General features: G+C 66.0%; 21 protein-coding genes. 10 read left to right on the top strand and 11 right to left on the bottom strand.

The window, feature by feature from the left end; translation table 11 throughout:
• Positions 1-30 precede the first annotated feature (30 nt).
• Positions 31-432: a VOC family protein gene (locus J3E61_RS30925; RefSeq protein WP_210086477.1), complete on the top strand. Its 402-nt coding sequence runs from the start codon at positions 31-33 to the stop codon at positions 430-432.
• On the opposite strand, the gene J3E61_RS30920 is transcribed toward J3E61_RS30925, so the two are convergent.
• The 6 genes from J3E61_RS30920 to J3E61_RS30895 all read right to left on the bottom strand — a co-directional run bounded on the left by J3E61_RS30920 (position 433) and on the right by J3E61_RS30895 (position 6977).
• On the bottom strand, positions 433-2679 hold the full coding sequence (locus tag J3E61_RS30920; protein ID WP_210086476.1) for a molybdopterin-dependent oxidoreductase: 2247 nt from the start codon (positions 2677-2679) through the stop codon (positions 433-435).
• Positions 2669-3265 carry a TetR family transcriptional regulator gene (locus J3E61_RS30915; RefSeq protein WP_192722784.1) on the bottom strand — a complete coding sequence of 199 codons (597 nt, stop codon included), beginning with the start codon at positions 3263-3265 and terminating at the stop codon, positions 2669-2671. Before J3E61_RS30915 ends, J3E61_RS30920 begins: the two co-directional genes overlap by 11 nt.
• Positions 3266-3366: 101 nt before the next feature.
• Positions 3367-3768 carry a hypothetical protein gene (locus J3E61_RS30910; RefSeq protein ID WP_210086475.1) on the bottom strand — a complete coding sequence of 134 codons (402 nt, stop codon included), beginning with the start codon at positions 3766-3768 and terminating at the stop codon, positions 3367-3369.
• A 41-nt stretch (positions 3769-3809) separates the two neighbouring features.
• Positions 3810-4943, bottom strand: a complete 1134-nt coding sequence (locus J3E61_RS30905) for a nitronate monooxygenase (RefSeq protein ID WP_192722786.1) — start codon at positions 4941-4943, stop codon at positions 3810-3812.
• Between the two features lie 184 nt (positions 4944-5127).
• The gene (locus tag J3E61_RS30900) at positions 5128-5889 is read right to left on the bottom strand and encodes an HAD-IB family hydrolase (protein WP_192722787.1); all 762 of its coding nucleotides are present in this window, start codon (positions 5887-5889) and stop codon (positions 5128-5130) included.
• A 14-nt stretch (positions 5890-5903) separates the two neighbouring features.
• Positions 5904-6977: a diacylglycerol kinase gene (locus J3E61_RS30895; protein ID WP_210086474.1), complete on the bottom strand. Its 1074-nt coding sequence runs from the start codon at positions 6975-6977 to the stop codon at positions 5904-5906.
• A gap of 70 nt (positions 6978-7047) precedes the next feature.
• Between J3E61_RS30895 and J3E61_RS30890 the strand changes: the two genes are divergently transcribed.
• The 3 genes from J3E61_RS30890 to J3E61_RS30880 all read left to right on the top strand — a co-directional run bounded on the left by J3E61_RS30890 (position 7048) and on the right by J3E61_RS30880 (position 12014).
• On the top strand, positions 7048-7794 hold the full coding sequence (locus J3E61_RS30890; protein WP_210086473.1) for a glucose 1-dehydrogenase: 747 nt from the start codon (positions 7048-7050) through the stop codon (positions 7792-7794).
• Positions 7795-7818: 24 nt separating this feature from the next.
• Positions 7819-9162: an aspartate aminotransferase family protein gene (locus J3E61_RS30885; protein WP_210086472.1), complete on the top strand. Its 1344-nt coding sequence runs from the start codon at positions 7819-7821 to the stop codon at positions 9160-9162.
• Positions 9163-9290: 128 nt separating this feature from the next.
• Complete coding sequence (locus tag J3E61_RS30880; RefSeq protein WP_210086763.1) at positions 9291-12014, top strand: glycoside hydrolase; 2724 nt, start codon at positions 9291-9293, stop codon at positions 12012-12014.
• A 5-nt stretch (positions 12015-12019) separates the two neighbouring features.
• Here the strand turns inward: J3E61_RS30880 and J3E61_RS30875 are convergent, their stop codons facing one another.
• Complete coding sequence (locus J3E61_RS30875) at positions 12020-12406, bottom strand: hotdog fold thioesterase (RefSeq protein ID WP_192722791.1); 387 nt, start codon at positions 12404-12406, stop codon at positions 12020-12022.
• 39 nt (positions 12407-12445) lie between these two features.
• On the opposite strand from J3E61_RS30875, the gene J3E61_RS30870 reads away from it, so the two are divergent.
• Positions 12446-13720 (top strand): competence/damage-inducible protein A, encoded by a 1275-nt coding sequence (locus tag J3E61_RS30870; protein WP_210086471.1) that lies wholly within the window; start codon positions 12446-12448, stop codon positions 13718-13720.
• On the opposite strand, the gene J3E61_RS30865 is transcribed toward J3E61_RS30870, so the two are convergent.
• Positions 13698-14066 carry a hypothetical protein gene (locus tag J3E61_RS30865; RefSeq protein WP_210086470.1) on the bottom strand — a complete coding sequence of 123 codons (369 nt, stop codon included), beginning with the start codon at positions 14064-14066 and terminating at the stop codon, positions 13698-13700. The two genes, J3E61_RS30870 and J3E61_RS30865, sit on opposite strands and share 23 nt — an antisense overlap.
• Before the next feature lie 106 nt (positions 14067-14172).
• On the opposite strand from J3E61_RS30865, the gene J3E61_RS30860 reads away from it, so the two are divergent.
• Positions 14173-14883 (top strand): 2OG-Fe dioxygenase family protein, encoded by a 711-nt coding sequence (locus J3E61_RS30860; protein ID WP_210086469.1) that lies wholly within the window; start codon positions 14173-14175, stop codon positions 14881-14883.
• Here J3E61_RS30860 and J3E61_RS30855 read toward each other — a convergent pair.
• Together J3E61_RS30855 and J3E61_RS30850 are read right to left on the bottom strand one after the other, a co-directional pair.
• Entirely contained in the window at positions 14861-15961 is a 1101-nt protein-coding gene (locus J3E61_RS30855) for a glutamate--cysteine ligase (protein ID WP_210086468.1), read from the bottom strand. The genes J3E61_RS30860 and J3E61_RS30855 overlap by 23 nt on opposite strands.
• Positions 15958-16452, bottom strand: a complete 495-nt coding sequence (locus J3E61_RS30850) for a macro domain-containing protein (protein ID WP_210086467.1) — start codon at positions 16450-16452, stop codon at positions 15958-15960. The genes J3E61_RS30855 and J3E61_RS30850 overlap by 4 nt, the downstream gene beginning before the upstream one ends.
• A gap of 18 nt (positions 16453-16470) precedes the next feature.
• Between J3E61_RS30850 and J3E61_RS30845 the strand changes: the two genes are divergently transcribed.
• A complete protein-coding gene (locus tag J3E61_RS30845) occupies positions 16471-16695 on the top strand; it encodes a hypothetical protein (RefSeq protein WP_192722797.1) in 225 nt (74 codons plus the stop codon).
• On the opposite strand, the gene J3E61_RS30840 is transcribed toward J3E61_RS30845, so the two are convergent.
• Entirely contained in the window at positions 16696-17070 is a 375-nt protein-coding gene (locus J3E61_RS30840) for an amino acid-binding protein (protein WP_210086466.1), read from the bottom strand.
• Between J3E61_RS30840 and J3E61_RS30835 the strand changes: the two genes are divergently transcribed.
• The 3 genes from J3E61_RS30835 to mdcA all read left to right on the top strand — a co-directional run bounded on the left by J3E61_RS30835 (position 17069) and on the right by mdcA (position 20878).
• Entirely contained in the window at positions 17069-18373 is a 1305-nt protein-coding gene (locus J3E61_RS30835; protein ID WP_210086465.1) for an enhanced intracellular survival protein Eis, read from the top strand. The two genes, J3E61_RS30840 and J3E61_RS30835, sit on opposite strands and share 2 nt — an antisense overlap.
• A gap of 85 nt (positions 18374-18458) precedes the next feature.
• Positions 18459-19238 carry an alpha/beta hydrolase gene (locus J3E61_RS30830; protein ID WP_210086464.1) on the top strand — a complete coding sequence of 260 codons (780 nt, stop codon included), beginning with the start codon at positions 18459-18461 and terminating at the stop codon, positions 19236-19238.
• Positions 19235-20878 (top strand): malonate decarboxylase subunit alpha, encoded by a 1644-nt coding sequence (gene mdcA / locus J3E61_RS30825; protein ID WP_210086463.1) that lies wholly within the window; start codon positions 19235-19237, stop codon positions 20876-20878. Before J3E61_RS30830 ends, mdcA begins: the two co-directional genes overlap by 4 nt.
• Positions 20879-20882 lie beyond the last annotated feature (4 nt).

Raw genomic sequence — 20882 nt, 5'->3', positions numbered from 1 at the left:
CGAGCGTCGGGACTAGAGGAAGGACTCACCATGCTCAAGGACGGTCGTGTCGCCACCCGACTGCCCGCCCAGGATCTCGAGCGGGCGCGGGCGTTCTACTCCGAGAAGCTAGGGCTCGAGCCGAGCGAGGAACGACCGGGCGGCCTGCTCTACAAATGCCAAGGCGGAGTGTTCGCGCTGTTCAAGTCGGCGGGCGCCTCGTCGGGAACCTTTACACAGATGGGCTGGGAGGTCGACGATCTGGCGGCAACGGTCGCCGAATTACGCAGCCGCGGAGTCGTTTTCGAACACGTCGACGTGCCGGGCCTGAAAACTGTCGATGACATCGCCACCGTGGATGGCAACTACCCGAGCAAGGGCTCGGGCGAAAAGGCCGCGTGGTTTCGCGACAGCGAGGGCAACATGCTCGGCATCGGGCAACCGATTCCGTGATTACGCCGTGCTGAGGACCGCCACCGGCTCGATGCGCGCCGGCACATGCTTGTGCCACGGAGTGCCCGCATAGGCGTCACGCCAGTCGCTTGACGTGAGCGCATTGGGCGCCACGCCAGGCACTGTCGCACGGCCATCGCCGTCGATGTAATCCAGGCCGAAGCCGTTCGGCAGTGATGCGTGACCCGGCAGCATCGTCTCGCTGATCTCGACGCTGGCCTCCGCGCTGCCTGCGGCGGTGGTGATCCGCGCACGCCCGCCATCGGTGAGGCCCAGCGCCTCGGCGTCCTCGACGCTGACACGCAGCGCGCCGTCGGCGTCGCGCTTGCGCCAGGACGGATCGCGGAAGATGTCGTTGGCGGTGTAGGCCCTTCGCTCACCGGCCGACAACACGATCGGGAACTCGGGCGTCGTCAACTCGGTCGGCGCGTCGGCCAGTGCGCGCATCTCGTCGAGCATTTCCGGCATCTCCAGGGCGATCTTGTGGTCGTCGTGTGTCACCAGCTGCCAGTCGTCCTCGTACTCATGCGCGGTGAACGTGACGCCGGACCGCCCGGCAAGGATCGCCTCGAACAGCGCATTGCCGTCGGCGTGGCCCGCCCGGCGCACAGCGTCGGGATAAGTCATGGCCGCCTTCTGCGCCAGACCCCACAGCGCCGCAGCGCCCGCGAGACCGTCGGGCAATGTCGGGCCGAGGGTCTCGTACAGCACGAACGGCAGCACCTTGTTCAGCATCGGATTGGCGCCGACCGCAGTCAGAAATGCTTGCGCATACGCATCCAGGCCTTGGCGTGCAGCATCACGCAGCGGCTGCAGCTCGGCGTCGTCGATCACGCCGAGTGCGCGCGTCAGCCGCGCCCAGATCTCGGGTTCGGTCAACGTGCCCTCGAGCGGCTCGAGCAGCGGGTGCCGAAGGTGGAAGGTGTTGTGCGGGAACTCCAGATTGAAGAACGTCGCCTCGGCCTTCTCGTACTGGCTCGCCGCGGGCAACACATAGGTTGCCAGCCGGGCCGTCTCCGTCATCGCGACATCGATGACCACCATCAGCTCGAGCGACGCGAAAGCCTCGCGGCAGGCCGCCGAATCAGCAAGGGAGTGAGCGGGATTGCTGCTCTCCACGATCATCGCGCGGAAGCGGTCGGGGTGATCTGTCAGCATCTCCTGGGGAACTGCGTTGCTCGGGATCAGTCCACCGACGATCGGCGCCCCGGTCACCGGGGTGCGGCCGACTCCGCGCGTGTGACGGAACAGCGGCCCGAACGACGAATGCAGGTGCTGCCCACCGCGTTTGGCGAAGTTGCCGGTCAGGATCCACAGCAGCTTGTTCAGGTAGGAGCACAGTGTGCTGTTCGGCGCCTGCTGGATACCGAGGTCCTCGAACACGGCCACACTCTCGGCTGCGCCGATACGTCGTGCCGCGGTCCGGATGAGTTCCTCATCGACGCCGCACCGCAGTGCGTATTCGTCGATGGGCACATCGCGCAGCGCGGCGCGCACCGGTTCGACGCCGTTGACGTGCTCGGCCAGAAACGCCTCATCGCAAAGATTTTCCTGCACCAGCACGGCGGCCAGTGCAGCGAGGCACCAGGCATCGGTTCCCGGCCGTACGCGCAGATGAATATCGGCCATCTTCGCAGTGTCGGTGATCACGGGATCGATGACGATCATCGAGCGAGCCGGATCCTTGGCGATCTCGTTGAGGACGGTGCGGGCACGGGGGAAACTCTGCGACATCCACGGGTTCTTCCCGATGAACACCGACACCTCGGCGTGCTCGAATTCGCCGCGGGTATGGCCGCCGTAGAGGTGCGCATCGACCCACGCCTCGCCGGTCTTCTCCTGCGCCAGCGCGTTTGAGCGGTAGTGCGAGCCCAGCACCTTGAGGAACGCTCCGCTGTAGGCGCCACCGAGGTGATTGCCTTGCCCGCCACCACCGTAGTAGAAGATCTTGTCCCCGCCGTAGGCATCTGCGATGCGCTTGAACCCCGCGGCGATCTCGGAAATCGCAGTGTCCCAATCGATTTCCTCATAGCTGCCGTCGGAACGTCGACGCATGGGGGAGGTAAGGCGGTTGCCGTTGTTCTGGTAGTGGTTGAGCCGCAACGCCTTGTTGCAGGTGTAGCCCTGCGAGGCAGGATGGTCCTTGTCGCCACGGATCTTGGCGAGGTTGCGGCCGTCGAGTTGCACGACGATGCCGCAGTTGCACTCGCACAGGATGCATGCCGTTGACTGCCATTCACCGACCATCGCTGGACTTCCTTTCCGACACTTCGGCCTGCAGCAGATCGCGCAGTTGGCCATGGACACTCTCGAGTGGTTCCAGCTCACGCGATGCGCGGGCCACGATCAGCGCGCCCTCGATCGCCGTGGTGCACAGCATCGCCAGGTCGCGGGCGCGTTTCGTGGACACGCCGTCGGCCACCAACCGCTGCGCTATGAGGTCGGTCCAGCGGGTGAACGCCGCCGCAGCGCGATCGATCACCGGCTTCGATTGGTCCTGCTTGGCGGGATCGCCCGCCTCTACGGTGACGGCGACGACGGGGCACCCGGCGCGGTAGTCGGAGCTCAGCAATTCCTTGCGGTAATACGCGACAAGCCCGTCGAGGGCGGCCAACCCGTTGTCGGCCCTTTCGATTTTGGCTGCGACATACTCACCTGCGTAATCGATTGCCTCACAGAGCAATTGCGTGCGGCCACCAGGGAAGTAGTGGTACGCCGAGCCACGCGGCGCGCCGCTGTGCTGCAGTACATCGGCGATCGCGGTTGGCTGCGCACCGCGTTCGCGGATCAGCAGAGCGGCAGAGATCACCATCCGCTCGCGGGGGCTTGGCATGAGGCTGGATCCCTTCGTCCGAGCCGGCTATGTATGTCACCTTACATAATTCCAAGGCGCACGCCTAGCCCCCGCCGCAACAGGGAGTGTTCGGCGACTCGTTACGCCGCGGTCATCCACAACGCGAGAAACGCCGACATCAGGACCAGGCAGACGATGTGGTCGCGGCAGATCGCCCTGGCCAATCGCGACTGCTCGGCCGGTGTGCCCGCGCGGTTACCCAGCGCGACGGCGTTGGGCACCGTTCGCGTCATCGCAAGCACGATCGGAACACCGGTCAGCAGGCCCGAAGCCGCCAGCAGCCACCACGGGTCAGAGGCACCAATAGCCCGAAAAGCAATGCTGCCCAACAGGATCGCCATCACCAGCGCGATCAGGTAACTCATCGGACGCGAGGTCGTCGTCGCGCGGTGGTAATAGCGCGAGATCGAGTCGAGCACCGGCTCCGGCAACTCGCCGCCGCCGCGATGGGGAAGAACCTGACTGTCGAAGATCAGGTCCATCCACAGCACGGCGAGCAGAAAGCCGGCGCAGGCGGCAGGTATCAGACGCTGGCGGCTTCGTTGAGCTCGTTAAGAGTGTTGGTCGCCTCGAGGTATTCCTGCACCCAGCGCTCGATCACCGCCGAAGACTTCTCCACCTTGGTGAACTGACCCACGACCTGACCGATCGGGTTGAACGCGACGTCCACGCTCTCATTGGGGTACTTGTGCGTGGCGGCGACCGCCATGCCCGACACCATGTACTGCAGCGGCATGCCGAGTGGCTTCGGGTTGTCCGGGTTCTCCCACGCGTCGGTCCAGTCGTTGCGCAGCATGCGCGCCGGCTTGCCGGTGAACGAGCGGCTGCGGACGGTGTCCTTGCTGGTGGCCTTCGCATACGCCGCGTGCTGCACGTCGGTGTGCTCAGATTCCTCGACCATCACCCACTGCGAGCCCGTCCACGCTCCCTGCGCGCCGAGCGCGAGCGCCGCAGCGATCTGCTGGCCGCTGCCGATACCGCCTGCGGCCAGCACCGGAACCGGCGCGACCTCCTTGACGACCTGCGGCCACAACACGATCGAACCGATGTCGCCGCAGTGTCCGCCCGCCTCACCGCCCTGGGCGATGATGATGTCCACGCCTGCGTCGGCATGCTTGCGGGCCTGCGACGGGGAGCCGCACAGCGCCGCGACCTTACGGCCGGTGTCATGGATGTGTTTGATCATGTCGGCAGGCGGCGTACCGAGGGCGTTGGCGATCAACGTGCACTTGGGGTGCTGCAGCGCCACCTCGACCTGCGGGGTCGCGGTGGCCTCGGTCCAGCCCAACAGCTGCAGGGCGTCGTCGTCGCTGTGATCGACGGGCACGCCGTGGTCGGCGAGGATCTTCTTGGCGAACTCGATGTGCTCCTCGGGCACCAGGGCGTTGAGCTGTTTCTTCAGCACCTCCGGCGACAGGTCGGTCGCGTCCATGCCCTCGTACTTGTTCGGGATCACGATGTCGACGCCGTACGGATGGTCACCGATGTTCTCGTCGATCCAGTTGAGCTCGATCTCGAGCTGCTCCGGCGTGAAGCCGACCGCACCGAGCACGCCGAAGCCGCCCGCCTTGCTCACGGCCACAACGACGTCACGGCAGTGAGTGAACGCGAAGATCGGGAACTCGATGTTGAGCTCGTCGCAGATGGGGGTGTGCATGCGTGCTCCTCCGGTGGGGCCATAGCCAAACTGAAACGTGTTCTAGTTTAGCTTAGACGCCAGGCCGTGATCCAGGAAGGACCCCCGGTGCTGCGACTTCGGCCATTCGCGTCCCGAGCGTAGGGAATATGACGAAATTCGGCCGAAATCGGTCACATATCCGACGCTCGGCGCGCTCAGCGACCTAGTCGTAGCCGACCAGCCTGCGCAGTGACCGTCGCCTGCGGCCGCCCGATCCGATCACCCTGAGCACCGGCCATCCGTTGGCGGCGGCCAGCGCGGCGAGGCCGGGTCGCGGGTTCACCGGACGGGGGCAGCCGACCAGCTTCATCAGCGCTGCGTCCTCGTCGCCGTCGGCGTAGAAGTAACTACGTTGCAAATCAACGCCATTGGCTTCGCTGAACTGCTGCACCGCGGACGCCTTGTTGCGGCCCCACACGACGGGCTTCGCGATCCGGCCGGTCAGACGGCCGGACTCGTCGAGCTCGAAGTGATTGCACAGCACGTGGTCGATCTCGAGGAAGCGCGCCACCGGCTCCGCATGGATCGTCATCGCCGACGAACTGAGCACCACGGTATGGCCGCGCGCCTGATGGGCTTGCACGATCTCGTGCATCGCGGGGAACACCCGCGAGGAAACACGTTCGACGAACAGTCGCTCGCCCAGCTCGTCGAGTTCGGCGAGCGATTCACCCTGTAGATAGCCCGCCGCCCTGGTCAGCAGATGCTCGAAACGCATTCTGCCGAGCCGGTAGCGCGCCGAGGCCTCGATGACGCCAAGCACCTCGCCGATGCGCGCTTGCCTGCGCCTGATTCGATCGCTGGCGTGTGCCGTCGCGGTGAATCCGTCGACCAGTGTGCCGTCGAGATCGAAGAACGCACCGACTTGCGGCCCGGGTGGGCTCGCGGCGATCTCCGCAATCGGGTCTGCTGCAGGCGCGCTCATCGCATCTAGCGTACTTAGCTGCGGTACAAGCCCTTACCGGTCACCAGCGGCATATCGAGCGTGGTCCTGATGCCCGGCGCCGCGGCCACCACATCGGGGATCGCGTTCACGATCCGGCCGGCCGCGGCGAGGATGGCCGCGTAGTTGTGGTCACCGTTGCGGCTCGTCGGGCAGATGTCCATCACGTACGACGGTTCGCCGGTGATCTCGACGCGATACGAGCCGCCCGGCTGAGCGGGTTGCGCCCAGTCCGGTCTCAGGTCGGGGCGCAGCCGGGTGACGTGTTCGACGACGATCACCGGCTTGCCCTTGACCATGCCTTCGATCTGGAAGCGCACGGCCGCCACGGTGCCCTTCTTGATGGTGCCGACGGCGACGTCGAAATCCTCGGGTGCCGGTTCCTGTTCGACGGCGTCCTTGATCTCGTCGACCTCGATGCCGAGGCCCGCCGCGAGCTGCCGGATCGCGGTGCCCCAGGCGATGCTCAGGATGCCCGGCTGGTAGAGCATCGGCAGATCGCCGATCTCGTTGCCGAAGCCCATCACGTCGAACATCACCGTCGCCCCGTCGTAGGTGGCGTAGTCGGCGATCTCCATGGTGCGCACCTGCTCGATGCGCTGGCACGTCCCCGCCAGCGCGAAGGGCAGTAGATCCGTCGCGAATCCCGGATCGACGCCCGTCATGAAGACGGTCGAATTCCCTTCTCGCGCAGCATCTTCGATCCGCTCGATGTATTTGTCGGGGATCACCTGCCAGGGATATTGCAATACGCCGAGCCCTGACCCGACCACGTCGATGCCTGCAGCCAGGATCTTGCGGACGTCGGCCATCGCGTCGGGCAATCGGGTGTCGCCCATCGCGCAGTACACGACGCAGTCGGGCCTGGCCGCGATGATCGCGTCGAGGTCATTGGTCGCGGCCACACCAGTCGTCGTGTCGAGCCCCGCGAGCTCGCCCGCATCGCGGCCCACCTTGGCGTCGGTCGACACCCACACGCCCACCAGATCGAAGCGCGCATCCTCGACGAGTTGCTTGAGCGCAAGGCTGCCGCAGTTGCCGGTGCCGATGAGCGCAACCCGAATCGCCATCCTGTTTCCCCTCGCCGACAACTGGAACAGGTTCTACTTGTAGCACGCACGCACGGTAGCCTGACCCCTCATGGGACGCGTGGACGGAAAAGTTGCACTTATCAGCGGCGGGGCCCAGGGCATGGGAGCCGCAGATGCCTGGGCACTCGTCGCCGAGGGCGCCAAGGTCGTGATCGGCGACATCCTCGACGACAAGGGCAAGGCGCTTGCCGACGCAATAAACGCGTCCACACCGGACTCTGTCCGCTACGTCCACCTCGACGTCACGCAGGCCGATGAATGGGACGCTGCCGTCGCCACCGCCATCGACGAGTTCGGCAAGCTCAACGTCCTTGTCAACAACGCAGGGACGGTGGCGCTCGGCCAGATCGGTCAGTTCGATATGACCAAGTGGCAGAAGGTGATTGACGTCAACCTCACCGGGACGTTCCTGGGCATGCAGGCATCGGTGGAGGCGATGAAGGCCGACGGCGGCGGCTCCATCATCAACATCTCGTCGATCGAGGGCCTGCGCGGCGCCGTCATGGTGCACCCCTACGTGGCGTCCAAGTGGGCGGTGCGGGGGCTGACGAAGTCGGCGGCGCTCGAACTCGGCGCCCACAACATCCGGGTGAACTCGGTGCACCCCGGCTTCATCCGCACCCCGATGACCAAGCATTTCCCCGACAACATGCTGCGGATTCCGCTGGGCCGGCCCGGTCAGCCCGAAGAGGTGGCGACGTTCGTGGTGTTCCTTGCCAGCGACGAGTCGCGCTACTCGACCGGAGCGGAATATGTCATGGACGGCGGCCTGACGAACGACGTGCCGCACAAGTAGCCCTTTGGGTGAAAGACTTCGGCCATGCACGAGGTCGACCAAACCACCGAGCAGATGGTGCGCAGTGTGCTCGCGTACGCCGAGAACCGGCTGCGGATGAACCCTGTGCCGCTCGACAAGGGCGTGCTGCCCGCCGAAGAGTTGTACGACCGCCTCGACGGCGTGATCCGCGATCAGCCACGGCCGCCCGACGAGGTGCTCGGTGTCTACACCTCGGTGATCGCGCCGAGCGTGATCTCGGCCGACAGTCCGCGGTTTCTCGGCTTCATTCCTGCCGCCCCGACCAAGGCCGCGCTGCTGTTCGACATGTTGGTGTCGTGCGCGTCGATACAAGGCATCTCATGGCTCGAGGCATCGGGCGCGATCGCGGCGGAGAACAGCGTGCTGCGGGTGATCGCGCACGAGGCAGGCCTGCCGACCACCTCGGGCGGATGCTTCGTGTCGGGCGGGTCGGCGGGCAACCTGTCCGCGCTGGCCGTCGCGCGCGAGACCGCCAAGAGACGCGGCGCGACGGGCAGGCTCCGCGTCGTCGTCGGCTCGGATGCGCACTCGTCGATCGTCAACACGCTGCGGCTGCTGGAGATGGACGCTCTGGTCGTCGACACCCCCGACCATCGGCTCACCGCCGATAGCGTCCGCGACGCGGTACCTGCCGACGCCGCCAACATCGCCGCGGTGGTCTGCACGTCGGGCACCACGAACGCGGGCATCGTCGACGACCTGGCCGGCGTCGGCGCGCTGGCACGCGACCGCGGCTGGTGGTTCCACGTCGACGGCGCCTACGGCGGATCCGGAATCTTCGCGCCCTCGCTGAAACCGAAGTACAAGGGCCTCGAGCAGGCGGACTCGTTCATCCTCGACCCGCACAAGTGGTTGTTCACCCCGTTCGACTGCTGCGCACTGCTCTATCGCGAGCCCGAACTGGCCCGCGCCACCCACACCCAGGACGCGTCGTACCTCGATGTGATCCATACGTCGGACGGCGAGTGGAACCCGTCGGACTACGCCTATCACCTGACCCGGCGGGCCCGCGGGCTGCCGCTGTGGTTCTCGCTGGCGGTGTACGGGTTGGATGCCTACCGGCAGGCCATCGAGGTCGCCGCGACGCTGGCGAAGCAGACCGCCGAGCTGATCAAGGCCGCCCCCCAGCTGGAGTTGATCCGCGAGCCCGACCTCGGAGTGGTGCTGTTCCGTCGGCTGGGGTGGAAACCCGAGGATTACGACGCCTGGGCGCAGCGGCTCCACCACGATCAGGTCGCGTTCATCCCGCCGACCAAATGGGAGGGCGAAACGGTGGGCCGATTCGCATTCCTGCATCCAGACACCACGCTGGAGCTGGTGCGGGAGGTGTTGGCGCGAACAGAGTGACCGACACCAATTCCGTTGCGCTGCTTGACTGAGCCTGCAACCGGGGCTGCAGGTACGGTGATCCGGTGGACGGGGAGCAGATGTCGGTTGAACGACGTCGGCACATCGTCTTGAGAATCTTGCTGTCGATGGCGCTGTTGCTGCTGCTCTGCGCCGCGGACTTCCCCGATTTCGCGAAGCCGGGGCCGCCGCCGGGCCAGATCGAGCTGGCACAGGGCTGGAGCCTGGTCTCCGCTCGCAATGTGGCTGCCGACGGGGCCGCGCTGTCCAAGCCGGACTACAAGGCCGCCGGCTGGCACGCCATCCCGCGGATGCCCGCGACGGTGCTGCAGACCCTCCAAGAGGACGGCACGTACCCCGACCTGTACTACGGCACCAATCTGGGCGCTGTCCCGCAGGACCTTTACCAGCAGGACTGGTGGTATCGCACCACATTCACTGCGCCTGCCGGCCACACCACCTACCAGTTGGAGTTTCCCGGCATCAACTACCGCGCCGAGATCTGGTTGAACGGCCACCTGATCGCGGGCAACACGCAGATCGTCGGCATGCACACCGCCCACGAACTCGACGTGTCGCGGTGGGTGAACCAGGGCGAGGCCAACGCACTGGCCGTGAAGATCACCCCGGAGCGGGCACTGCAGGACGTCAACGGCGTCGAGTTGGCCGACAGCTGGTATGACTGGATCAACTGGAACTACCTCGGCTACCAAGGACCGGGAAAGAACCCCGGCAACGGGAATTCCTTTGTCCCCGACCGCAATGCGGGCATCTGGAAACCCGTCTACCTCAAAACGTCCGGCGCTGTGGCCCTCGGCTCGGCCACCGTCAATTCCGAGTTGCCGCTACCGCGAACGAATTCCGCGAAGCTGACGATCTACAGCAACCTGCGCAACGCCTCCGCACAACAGGTCCGCGGGGTGCTGCGGGCGACGATCACCCGCCCCGGCAAGCCCGATGTGCAGCTCGAGCAGCCGGTCACTCTCGCGGCCGGTGAGCAGCGCGAAATCAGCTTCACTCCGGATAAGTTCTCGCAGTTGACCGTGGACAATCCAGACCTGTGGTGGCCGTACACCATGGGCAGACCCGACCTGTATGACCTGAACCTGGAATTCCGGCAATTCAATCGGTCGGTCGACACCCAGCATCTGCGGTTCGGCATCCGCTCCGTTCAGCAGTTCCGCGACCAGGACGAGCAGTTCCCTGAACTGGGTAAGGGCGGTAACTTCTACCTGAAGGTCAACGGGAAAGACTTCCTGGTCCGCGGCGCTGCGTACACCCCCGACCTGTTGTACGCCAACGACCCGAGCCGCGACGCTGCGATCCTGGGCTATGTAAAAGACCTCGGGCTCAACATGATTCGCCTCGAAGGCAAATTCCCCGGTGATCACATCGCCGAGATGGCCGACGAGATGGGCATCCCGTTGATGTACGGCTGGATGTGCTGCAACCAGTGGGAGAAATGGAGTCAGTGGGGCGACGAGGACAGCCGCGTCGCACAGGACAGCCTTCGGTCGCAGATCGAGGGGCTTCGTAGTCATCCCTCGGTTTTCGTGTGGGCCAACGGCAGTGACGGCAGGGCCCCCGAGAACGTCCTGTCCGAATACCACTCGATCCTGTCAGGATTGCACTGGCAGAACGCGACCGTCGACACCGTTTCCTCCCTGGCCGTCAAGGATTTGGGGGAGCGCGGCTGGGACGGCATCCAGATGGCGGGCCCGTACAGCTGGCGACCACCGAGCTACTGGTTCTCCGGCCGCTACCCGGCCACCCGCGGGTCGACGGCCGAACAGGGCGACAACGAGAGCATCCCGCCGTTCGCCAGCCTGAAGAAGTTCATCCCGCCCGACAAGCTCTGGCCGATCAACGACGCATGGTTCTTCCATGCCGGTTCCGATCCGAGAAACGCAGAGCTGACCAGTATTCGGCGCGCCGTCGACCGCAGGTACGGGGCGTCCGACGACGCGGAGGAGTTCACGCGCAAGGCGCAATTGGCCCACTACGAGTCGACGCGCGCCCAGTTCGAGGCGTTCGCCGCCGGCGGCTGGGACAACCACAAGATGACGATCTACTGGATGCTCAACAACCACTGGCCGTCATTCTTCGGGCACATCTTTGACTACTACCTTCGGCCCGGCGGCGCGTATTACGGCGCGAAGAAGGGACTGCTGCCGCTGTCCGTGGTCTTCGATTCGTACGCGACGGGCAACCACGACCACGCCAACCTCACCGTCGTGAACCAAACCCCAAGGCAGCAAACAGGTTTGACGGTACGGGTGCGGACCTACGACCTGCAGGGCCGGGTGCGCGACGATCGCAGCGCGGCCAATATCAACGTGATGCCCGGGGGAGCGGAACTGGCGCTGACGCTACCGCGAGTCGCCCGCGATTCCAGTGTGTACTTCGTGCGCGCGCAGTTGCTCGACTGGGCCGGAAAAGTCGTGTCCGACAACACCTATTGGCAATCCCAACAGCTCGACGACGTCGGCGATCCGCGCAACGATTCGGCGTTCGAGCTCAACCAGACCAGCTGGGCGAACATGACGGGGCTGAACTCCATGGCTCAGGTTCCGCTCGATGTCACCGCGTCGAGGTCGACTGACCCCGGCGACAATCGCGTGACGATCCGGCTGCACAACCCCTCGCAACGGGTCGCGTTCTTCGAGCGCGCCGAACTCACCCCCACACCCGAGGGCGACGAGATCCTGCCTGTCGAGTACAGCGACAACTACGTCACGGTGTTCCCCGGTGAGACGGTCGAACTGTCGGGACAGGCGTGGACCGGGGTGAGGCCGAACTGGGTGCGAGTGACGGGCTACAACACGCCGGCGCAACTGGTCGCGATCAAGTAGGGCTGCTAGTCCACCGCGGCGAAGTTGACCGTCGCCGTCGCACCGATCTCGTCGTCGTTGGCCCGGTAGATGTCCACCTGTACCACCACCGACCGCTTGCCGGTGCGCAGGATCCGCGCGACCGCGCGCGCTGGCCCGACCTTGATGGGCCGCAGATAGCGGATGAACAGGTCGGTGGTGGCGATGCGCATCCCGAATGGTGTGGCTCGCGCGGCCAGTTGGCCGGCCGTCACGTCGGCCATGGTCGCGACCAGCCCGCCCTGGAGGCCTCCTGCCGTGTTGACCGTTCGTTCGTCGACGGGCATCTCCATGGTCACGGTGCCGTCGTCCGACGGAACCTCCTGCAGGCCGAGCTGATCGAACAGCTCGCGGAGGGACTTCGGCGCCGTCATGGAGAACGACGTTACCGGGCTGCCGTAATGTCGGTGGACGTGAGTGCACGCGCCGGCATCGTTGTGACGGGCACCGAGGTGCTGACGGGACGAGTCCAGGACCGCAACGGCCCCTGGATCGCCGACCGGTTACTGGAACTCGGCGTCGAATTGGCCCACATCACGATCTGTGGCGACCGCGAGCGCGACATCGAGGCCCAGCTGCGCTTCCTCGCCGACGAAGGGGTCGACCTCATCGTCACCAGCGGTGGCCTCGGTCCGACGGCCGACGACATGACGGTGGCGACCGTCGCGAAATTCGCAGGCCTCGAGTTGGTGCTCGACCAGGCCCTCGAGGACCGCATCACCGACATCCTCAAGCGATTGATGGCGCGCTTCGACAACGTCGACATCGACGCAGTCCGGGTCGCCAACCGCAAGCAGGCGATGATCCCCGTTGGCGCCCATGTCATCAATCCGGTCGGGACCGCGCCCGGTGTCGTCGTGCCGGGCAAGCCCACGATCGTGGTGCTGCCGGGGCCGCCGCGCGAGCTGCAGCCGATGTGGCCGCTCGCCGTCGAAAGCGATGCGGTGCAACAGGCGATCGCCGGTCGCACCACGTACCGCCAAGAGATGCTGCGGATGTTCGGGTTGCCCGAATCCGGGCTGGCCGAGACGCTGCGCGAGGCTGAGCAGAGCGTCGACGGTTTTGACCGGCTCGAGATCACCACCTGCCTGCGGCGCGGCGAGCTCGAGATCGTCACTCGCTACGAGCCCGACGCCGCGGCCGTCTATACGAAGCTGATGGAGCTGCTCCGCGAGCGGCACGGGCGGGAGATCTTCTCCGAAGATGGCTCACTCGTCGACGATCAGATCGCACAACTGCTGGCGGGCAGGCGGATCGCGACGGCTGAATCATGCACCGGCGGAATGCTTTCCGCCCGCCTGACCGACCTGCCGGGTTCGTCGGCATACGTCGCCGGGGCCGTCGTCGCATACGCGAACGAGGCGAAGGCCGAGCTGCTCGGCGTCGCACCCGAGCTGATCGCCGAACATGGCGCGGTGTCCGAACCGGTCGCCGAGGCGATGGCCGATGGGGCCTTGAGCCGGTTCGGCGCCGACACCGCGGTCGCGATCACCGGAATCGCCGGACCGTCGGGCGGCACGGAGGACAAGCCACTCGGCACGGTGTGCTTCACCGTGAAATTGGCCGACGGCGACTCGTCCACCCGCACCCTGCTGCTGCCCGGTAATCGGTCCGACATCCGCGAGCGCTCGACGACGGTCGCGATGCACATGCTGCGCCGCGCGCTCAGTACACGACTTCCTGGGTGACGCTGTCCACGCCGTTTTCGCAGTCGATGGCCAGCTTCCACTTCGTCCCGGTCTGTACGCCGGGGAACCAGAGATCGTGAGTTCCGTTGGCCTGCAGGTAAAACGGGACTTTGTACACCGGCGCGGGCGGGACGACACCTGGGGGCACCTTGAACGGCACGGCGGTGTACGTGCACAGGCCGCTGCTCGCGGGTTGACCAAACGAATGGACGTGGACGGTCACGCCCAACGCATCGGTATTCGTGACTACGTAAGCCAGAGCGTGTGCGGATCCGGCGGCTCCGAACAACAACGCCGCCGTGGTCACGGCTGCAGCGCCCAGCGCGGCGGTCAACTTCTTCTTCATGATGTGCTCCTTCTCTGCGGTCGCGGCCCCGGTTGGGCCGCCTTCATGGGTAGGAGCCGGCAGCGGAGGTAGGTCTTACACATTTTTTGGGTATGCATTCGGCGCTATGACGTCAGAACGCCTTGCGCAGCAGCTCACAGCGGTCGGCGCCGGTGTGATGCGGCCCGCCGAACTCAACGCGTGCCTCGGCGTCGGCGACTCGGCATGGGCAGAGTTCGCGGCGCACTGGGACGACCTTGCCCCAGATCGCTATGCCGCGGACCTGGGCACCCAACGGCTGCGCCGCTACGGACACTTCATCTTCAGTCCGGCAGACGGGAACTTCGAACTGACGACGCACGACGCGTTCATTCAGCCAGAAGATTCGAACCCGCTGTACATCGGAACCGGCCGCCACTTCGAGCCGCTGACCGACGCATTCGCCAAAGACCAACTGCTGCACCGGATTCTGACGGTGCTGGGCGGGCTGGCCACCGCGTTGGCCGAGGCCGCTGAATGGGATGTGAAGGTGACCCCGTTTCGGGTGCTGGCCACGGCCGACGGCGCGGGCCAGCCGACGCCGGAGGGCATGCATCGCGACGGGGTCACGCTGGTCACCTCGCTGTTGGTCGGCAGGCGCAACGCCGCCGGCGGCGAAAGCACGGTCACGGATATGGCAGGGCGGCAGCTGCTGAAGACCACGCTGCAGGAGCCCGGCACGCTGCTCTTCGGCGATGACCGCAGGACCTTGCACGGCGTTTCGGCGATCCGGCCCCGCGATCCCTCGCAGTCTGCGCAACGCGACGTGCTGGTGGTTACGTTCGCGCCGTCAAGCTGACGAGATCGTCGACGACCCCTGCAAGTGATCCGCGCCCAGCCAGACTGGCGTGTTGCATCTCTGCACCGGTGCCGCGCTCGGCAAGCCGCCCCACGAGTCCGTCCACGATCGCGCGGTCACCGTGTCGCCGCAGTGCGGGCTCGAGTTGATCGACAAGGCCGGCCATTTGCACCGATGCAGGCATTACCTCGCCGGATACCGCGTCCACGCCGTGGCCGGTCCAACCGTCTCTGGCCGCCCGCCAATACGCGGCGCGGAGCACCTCACTGTTGGGTTGGGGACCGGGATCGCCGGCCAGCGCCTCGTCGGTTGAGACCGAGACCAGCGCGCGGATCAGCATCGCCAGAGCGACGGCGTCATCGATGTCGGCGACGACATCCATGCAGCGAATTTCCAGCGTCGGAAGTTTCGGGTTCGGCCGGATGTCCCAGAACGGTGTCGCGGCGTTCAGCATCGCACCCGAGTCCGCAATCATGGCCGCGAGTTCCTCGTGGTGGCGCAGGGATTCGGCGTATGGCGGCGGTCCGAGGCAGGGAAACCGGCTGCGGATCACTGCGCGCCAGTCCGCGTAACCGGTGTCATTGCCTTGGTGGAAGGGCGAATTCGCGCTCGCCGCGATCAGAAGCGGCAACCGGGGCCGCAGATGGTTGCTCACCCGCACGGCAAGCTCACGGTGCGGCAGGTATACGTGGACGTGCATCGAACAGACCATGAAGTCGTCGAGCATCGCACGGTACTGCGCCACACCGGCGCGATACCGCGGGTGGTCGGCGACGGGGGCGGGTTCTGGTGCGACGACGGGGGTCCCGGACGCGCACAGCCGCAAGCCTTCCGCGACGGCCGCTCTCGCGACCGCCGTCCGGAGCCGGGCGAGCTCGTCTCTCAGCTGACCGGCTTCGGTGCACGGTGCCGTCCTGACCTCGATCTGGCTTCTGGTGAACTCACCGCACACCTGGTCGCCCAGATCCGCTTCGGCTCCCGCGACGACGGCGGCCGCGGCCGGCTGCGGACGACCACTGTCGGGGTCGACGAGCAGGAACTCCTCCTCGACGCCAACGGTCGCGATATCGCCGGTCACTGTTCCAAAGCCGTGCAGAACGCCTGCTCGGCCTGGCCGCCGTGCACGGCGATCACCACCCTTTCGAGCGACCGGGGCTCATGGTCGCGTACCGCGTCGACCATCAGCCGTGCTGCCTCTGCAAGGGGGAAGCCGCCGACGCCGGTGCCGAACGCGACGAGAGCCAGCGACCGGCATCCGAGGTCATCAGCCTTCGCCAAACTCGAACGGGTCGCCTTGGCGATGATGTCTGCCGACGTCGGCCCACCCAGTTCCATCGTCGCGGCGTGGATGACGTAGCGCGCCGGCATGTCACCGGCCGTGGTTTCGACCGCCTCGCCGAGTTCGATCGGGGCCTTCTCGGTGGATTCGCGCTGTACCGCAGGACCGCCGGCGCGAGAGATCGCGGCAGCCACCCCGCCGCCGTGCCTGAGCTGTGTGTTGGCCGCATTGGTGATCGCGTCGACGTCGAGCCGGGTCACATCGGCCTGCTGAACCTCGATAGCGATCACCGCTGTATCGTCTCATCGATGACTGCAACCGACGAGCGGCAGACGCTGGCTGACCTCGCCGACTTGGGCGGGTGGGAACGTCGGGATGTCGAGCGCACCGACTATTACGCCAAGGGCATCGTCCGGGTGCAGGTGCTGTGGCACGGCAACGAAGCGATCAGCGGCGGCTCGCTCTACCACGATGACATCCTCACCGCGTACTCGCGGGATCTCAAAACCGTCAGAAGCTGGATCAAACGCTGATCAGCTGAGCGCGGCCTTGGCCTCCGCCAAGTTGTCGGCCGCCAGCACCAGACGGGTATTGGTCGCCAAGTAGGCGGTGGTCAAGTTGACCTTGGCGTCGCCGAGTTTGCGCGCCACCTCACCGAGGGCACCTGGCCGATCCTCCATGTCGAGCACGATCACCTCCTGCTCGGAGGCGATCTTGATGCCGGCGTCCTGTAACGCCTCGAACGCCGACGTGGCGTCCTGGACCAGGATGTGCACCTCGGCCTGCCCGCCGCCCGTGGTGAGCGCACACAACCCGCCGATGTTGGTACCGGCCTTGCCGAGGACGTCGCCGACTCGGGCCAACTCGCCGGGTTGGTCATCGAGGTAGAGCGTCAAATCGGTCGCCATGGCGAGCGCTCCTTCCGTGCAATCCAACGGTATCGGCTTGGCGAGAAATTCGGATGCGCTCGGGCAACGGGTTGTGGCACCGTCGAATTCTGTGCTCGCTTCCGCCACTTCGGCCTCAATAGAGATTCGTTCCGCCGCCGACGCCGACTGGCCGGCGATCGCGCTGTTGGACGCCACCAGCTTCGGCCGGTTCGGGCATCCCGAGTCGTTGGGCGCGTGGCGGTCGATGATGCCGCCCGAGGGCACGGTCCTCGCCTGCGATGACGGCGACATCGTCGGAATGGCGCATTACCTCGATATGCGACTGACCGTTCCAGGCGGTGCGGCGCTGCCGATGGCAGGCGTCACGATTGTCGGCGTCGCGCCCACGCACCGCCGGCGCGGCATTCTGCGAGCGATGTACCTCGAACTGCACAACCGGATCGCCGAGGCGCAGTATCCGTTCGCAGGCCTGACCGCCAGCGAGGGCGGGATCTACGGGCGCTTCGGATACGGGCCTGCGACTATCGAGCAGGAATTCACGGTCGACCGGCGCTTTGCCAGGTTCCGCGACGATGCTCCCGACCCCGGCGGTGTTCGGTTGATCAAGCCTGCCGACCATCGCGACGCGCTCGAGCAGATCTACGATCGCTGGAGGCAGCGCACACCGGGCGGTCTGATTCGCCCGAGCGCATTGTGGGATGAACTACTCGCTGATCGTGAGTCGGACCGCCGCGGGGGAACGGAGCTGTATGCGTTCCTGCATCCCGACGGTTACGTGATGTACCGCGTGTTCGGCGACCACCCGATGTATGTGCGCGTCCGCGAGTTCGTCACGGCGACCACCGAGGCCCGAATTGCCTTGTGCCGCGCGCTTTTCGGACTCGACCTCATGGAGACGGTGCACGTCGGTACGAATCCCGCCGACCCGCTGCCATACCTGCTGACGGATCATCGGATAGCCCGGCTGACCCACCAGGAGGACGACCTGTGGTTGCGGATCATGGACATCCCGGCCGTCCTCGAAGCGCGCAGCTATGCGGCGGACCTCTCCGCGGTGATCGAGGTGTCGGACGGGTTCCGCAGCGACGGCGGCCGATTCGCACTCGATGTGCGCAACGGCCGTGGCCGCTGCACACCGACAAGCGCAGAGCCCGACATTCGGCTTGGCCTCGACGTCCTTGGCAGCCTGTACCTGGGGACGCACAAGGCTTCGTCGTTTTCCGGCGCCAACCGGTTACACGCGAGTGTAAACAGCCTTATCGAGCGTCTGGACGTCTCGTTTAGCACTGATACGCCCGCGGTCCTCGGATACGGTTTCTAACCACGACGCCTCGGCGGTATGGAAGCATTCGGCGGTTGCATACATTATGAGATGCGAGGCCTAGTGGCTTGGGAACGGAGCTCGGATGGATCGACGGACGTTCGGCGCGGCGCTCACGCTCGGCAGCGCCGCCGTGCTTATCGGGGCGCAACGCGCGTCGGCAGCGCCACCGCCCAGCCCAATGCCGCAGGCCCGCAACGTGGTGCTGGTGCACGGCGCGTACGCCGACGGCTCGTGCTGGGCCGACGTCATCCCGTACCTGCAGGCGCGGGGGCTGAACGTGGCGTCTGTGCAGAACCCGCTGCGCACCCTGGACGAAGACTGTGAGTTCGCCCGTCGCACACTGGCTTTGATGGATGGCCCGACAGTGCTTGTCTGCCACTCCTATTCGGGCATGATCGCCACGGAGGTCGGGGTCGACCCCAAGGTGACGGCATTGGTGTACATCGCCGCCCGCGCGCCCGACGTCGGCGAGGACTACACCGCACTGGCGGCGCAGTACCCGACGCCGCCGGCAAGCGCGGGTCTGGTCAAGGCGCCCGACGGATACGCACAACTCTCGGAGGAGGCGTTCCTCAACGACTTCGCGCAGGACGTCCCGGCAGCCAGGGCCAAGGTGCTGTACGCCGTGCAGGGCAGAATCTCCGATGAGTTGTTCAACGGCCGCACCACCAACGCGGCCTGGCGCGACAAGCCGACGTTCTATGCGGTGTCGAAGAACGACCGCACGATCAATCCGGACCTCGAGCGGTTCATGGCGCAACGGATGAACGCCAAGACGATCGAACTCGATGCCAGCCATCTGTCGATCGTGTCGAAGGCCCGCGACGTGGCCAATCTGATCATCGAGGCCGCTGGCGGGTGACCGCGCAGACCTGGACCCGCCGCAGAGCCGACAAGCACGATCGGCTCTCGGCGGTCGCCGGTTACGTCGACGGCAAGGTGATCGAACCGAGGCGGTTGCGCGACACGTTGGAGGCGCTGCTGCGGCCGGGCGATCGCGTCGCGCTCGAGGGTGACAACCAGAAGCAGGCCGACTATTTGTCGCGCACACTCGCCCAGTGCGACCCCAGCGCGGTCAACGGCCTGCACATGCTGATCTCCTCGGTGTCCCGTCCTGAGCATCTCGACCTTTTCGAGCAGAAGATCGCCGCCACACTGGATTTCGCCTACGCCGGTCCGCAGAGTGTCCGCATCGCGCAGATGGTCGAGGACGGCCAGGTGCGTATCGGCGCGATCCACACCTACGTGGAGCTCTATGCGCGGATGTTCACCGACCTGACGCCCAATGTCGCGCTGTTGTGCGCGACGAAGGCCGACCGCGACGGCAACCTGTTCACCGGGCCGAACACCGAGGACACACCGACGATCGCCGAAGCCACCGCATTTCGCGACGGCGTGGTGGTTGTGCAGGCCGACGAGATCGTCGGCACCGGTGAGCTGCCGCGCGTCGACATCCCGGGGGACTGGATCGACCTCGTCGTCGAGGCCGACCGGCCCTTCGCACTGGAACCGCTGTTCACCCGCGACCCGCGACTGATCGGGCCGGTCGAGATTCTCAAGGCGATGATCGCCATCCGTGGCGTGTACCAGCGCCACGAGGTGACGTCACTCAATCACGGGATCGGATTCGACACGGCGGCAATCGAATTGCTGCTCCCGACCTACGGTGACCAGTTGGGGCTCAAAGGCAGGATCGCGAAACACTGGACGCTGAACCCGCATCCCACGTTGATCCCGGCGATCGAATCGGGCTGGGTGGAATCGATCCACTGCTTCGGCGGCGAGGCCGGGATGGAGCGCTACACCGCGGCCAGGCCCGACATCTTCTTCACCGGCCCCGACGGCTCGCTGCGCTCCAACCGGGTGCTGTGCCAACTGGCCGGCCAGTATGCGGTCGACATGTTCATCGGCTCGTCCTTACAGATCGACCGCGACGCCAATTCGTCGACCGTCACCGACGGCAGGCTGCCGGGGTTCGGCGGCGCACCGAACATGGGTCACGATCCGCACGGCCGCAGGCATTCGTCTGACGCATGGTTGAGCCTCGCGCACGGGGATGCCAACGCGATGCGCGGCCGAAAGCTGGTGGTACAGATCGCGCAGACGTTCCAGAAGGGTGGCATTCCGACGTTCGTCGAATCGCTCGACGCAGTCGAGGTGGGCAGGCACGCAGGGATGCCGATCCCGCCGGTGATGATTTACGGCGACGACGTCAGCCATGTCGTCACCGAAGAAGGCGTGGCGTATCTGTACAAGGCGCCGTCGCTGGACGACCGCAGGGCGGCGTTGTCGGCGATCGCCGGGGTGACACCGGTGGGTCTCGGCGCCGATGCCGCGCGCACCGACCAGCTGCGCCGCGATGGATTGGTCGCGTTCCCAGAAGATTTGGGTATCGCTGTGCGGCAAGCGGATCGGTCGTTGCTTGCCGCACGCAGCATCGAGGATCTGGTCGCATGGTCCGGCGGGCTCTACGAGCCGCCCGCACAGTTCCGGGATTGGTGAAGCT

The sequence above is a fragment of the Mycobacterium sp. OAE908 genome, assembly GCF_017872775.1.
Classification (GTDB): Bacteria; Actinomycetota; Actinomycetes; order Mycobacteriales; family Mycobacteriaceae; genus Mycobacterium.
The sequence above is the reverse complement of the archived record's forward strand: the minus strand, read 5'-3'. Positions and strand labels throughout refer to the sequence as shown.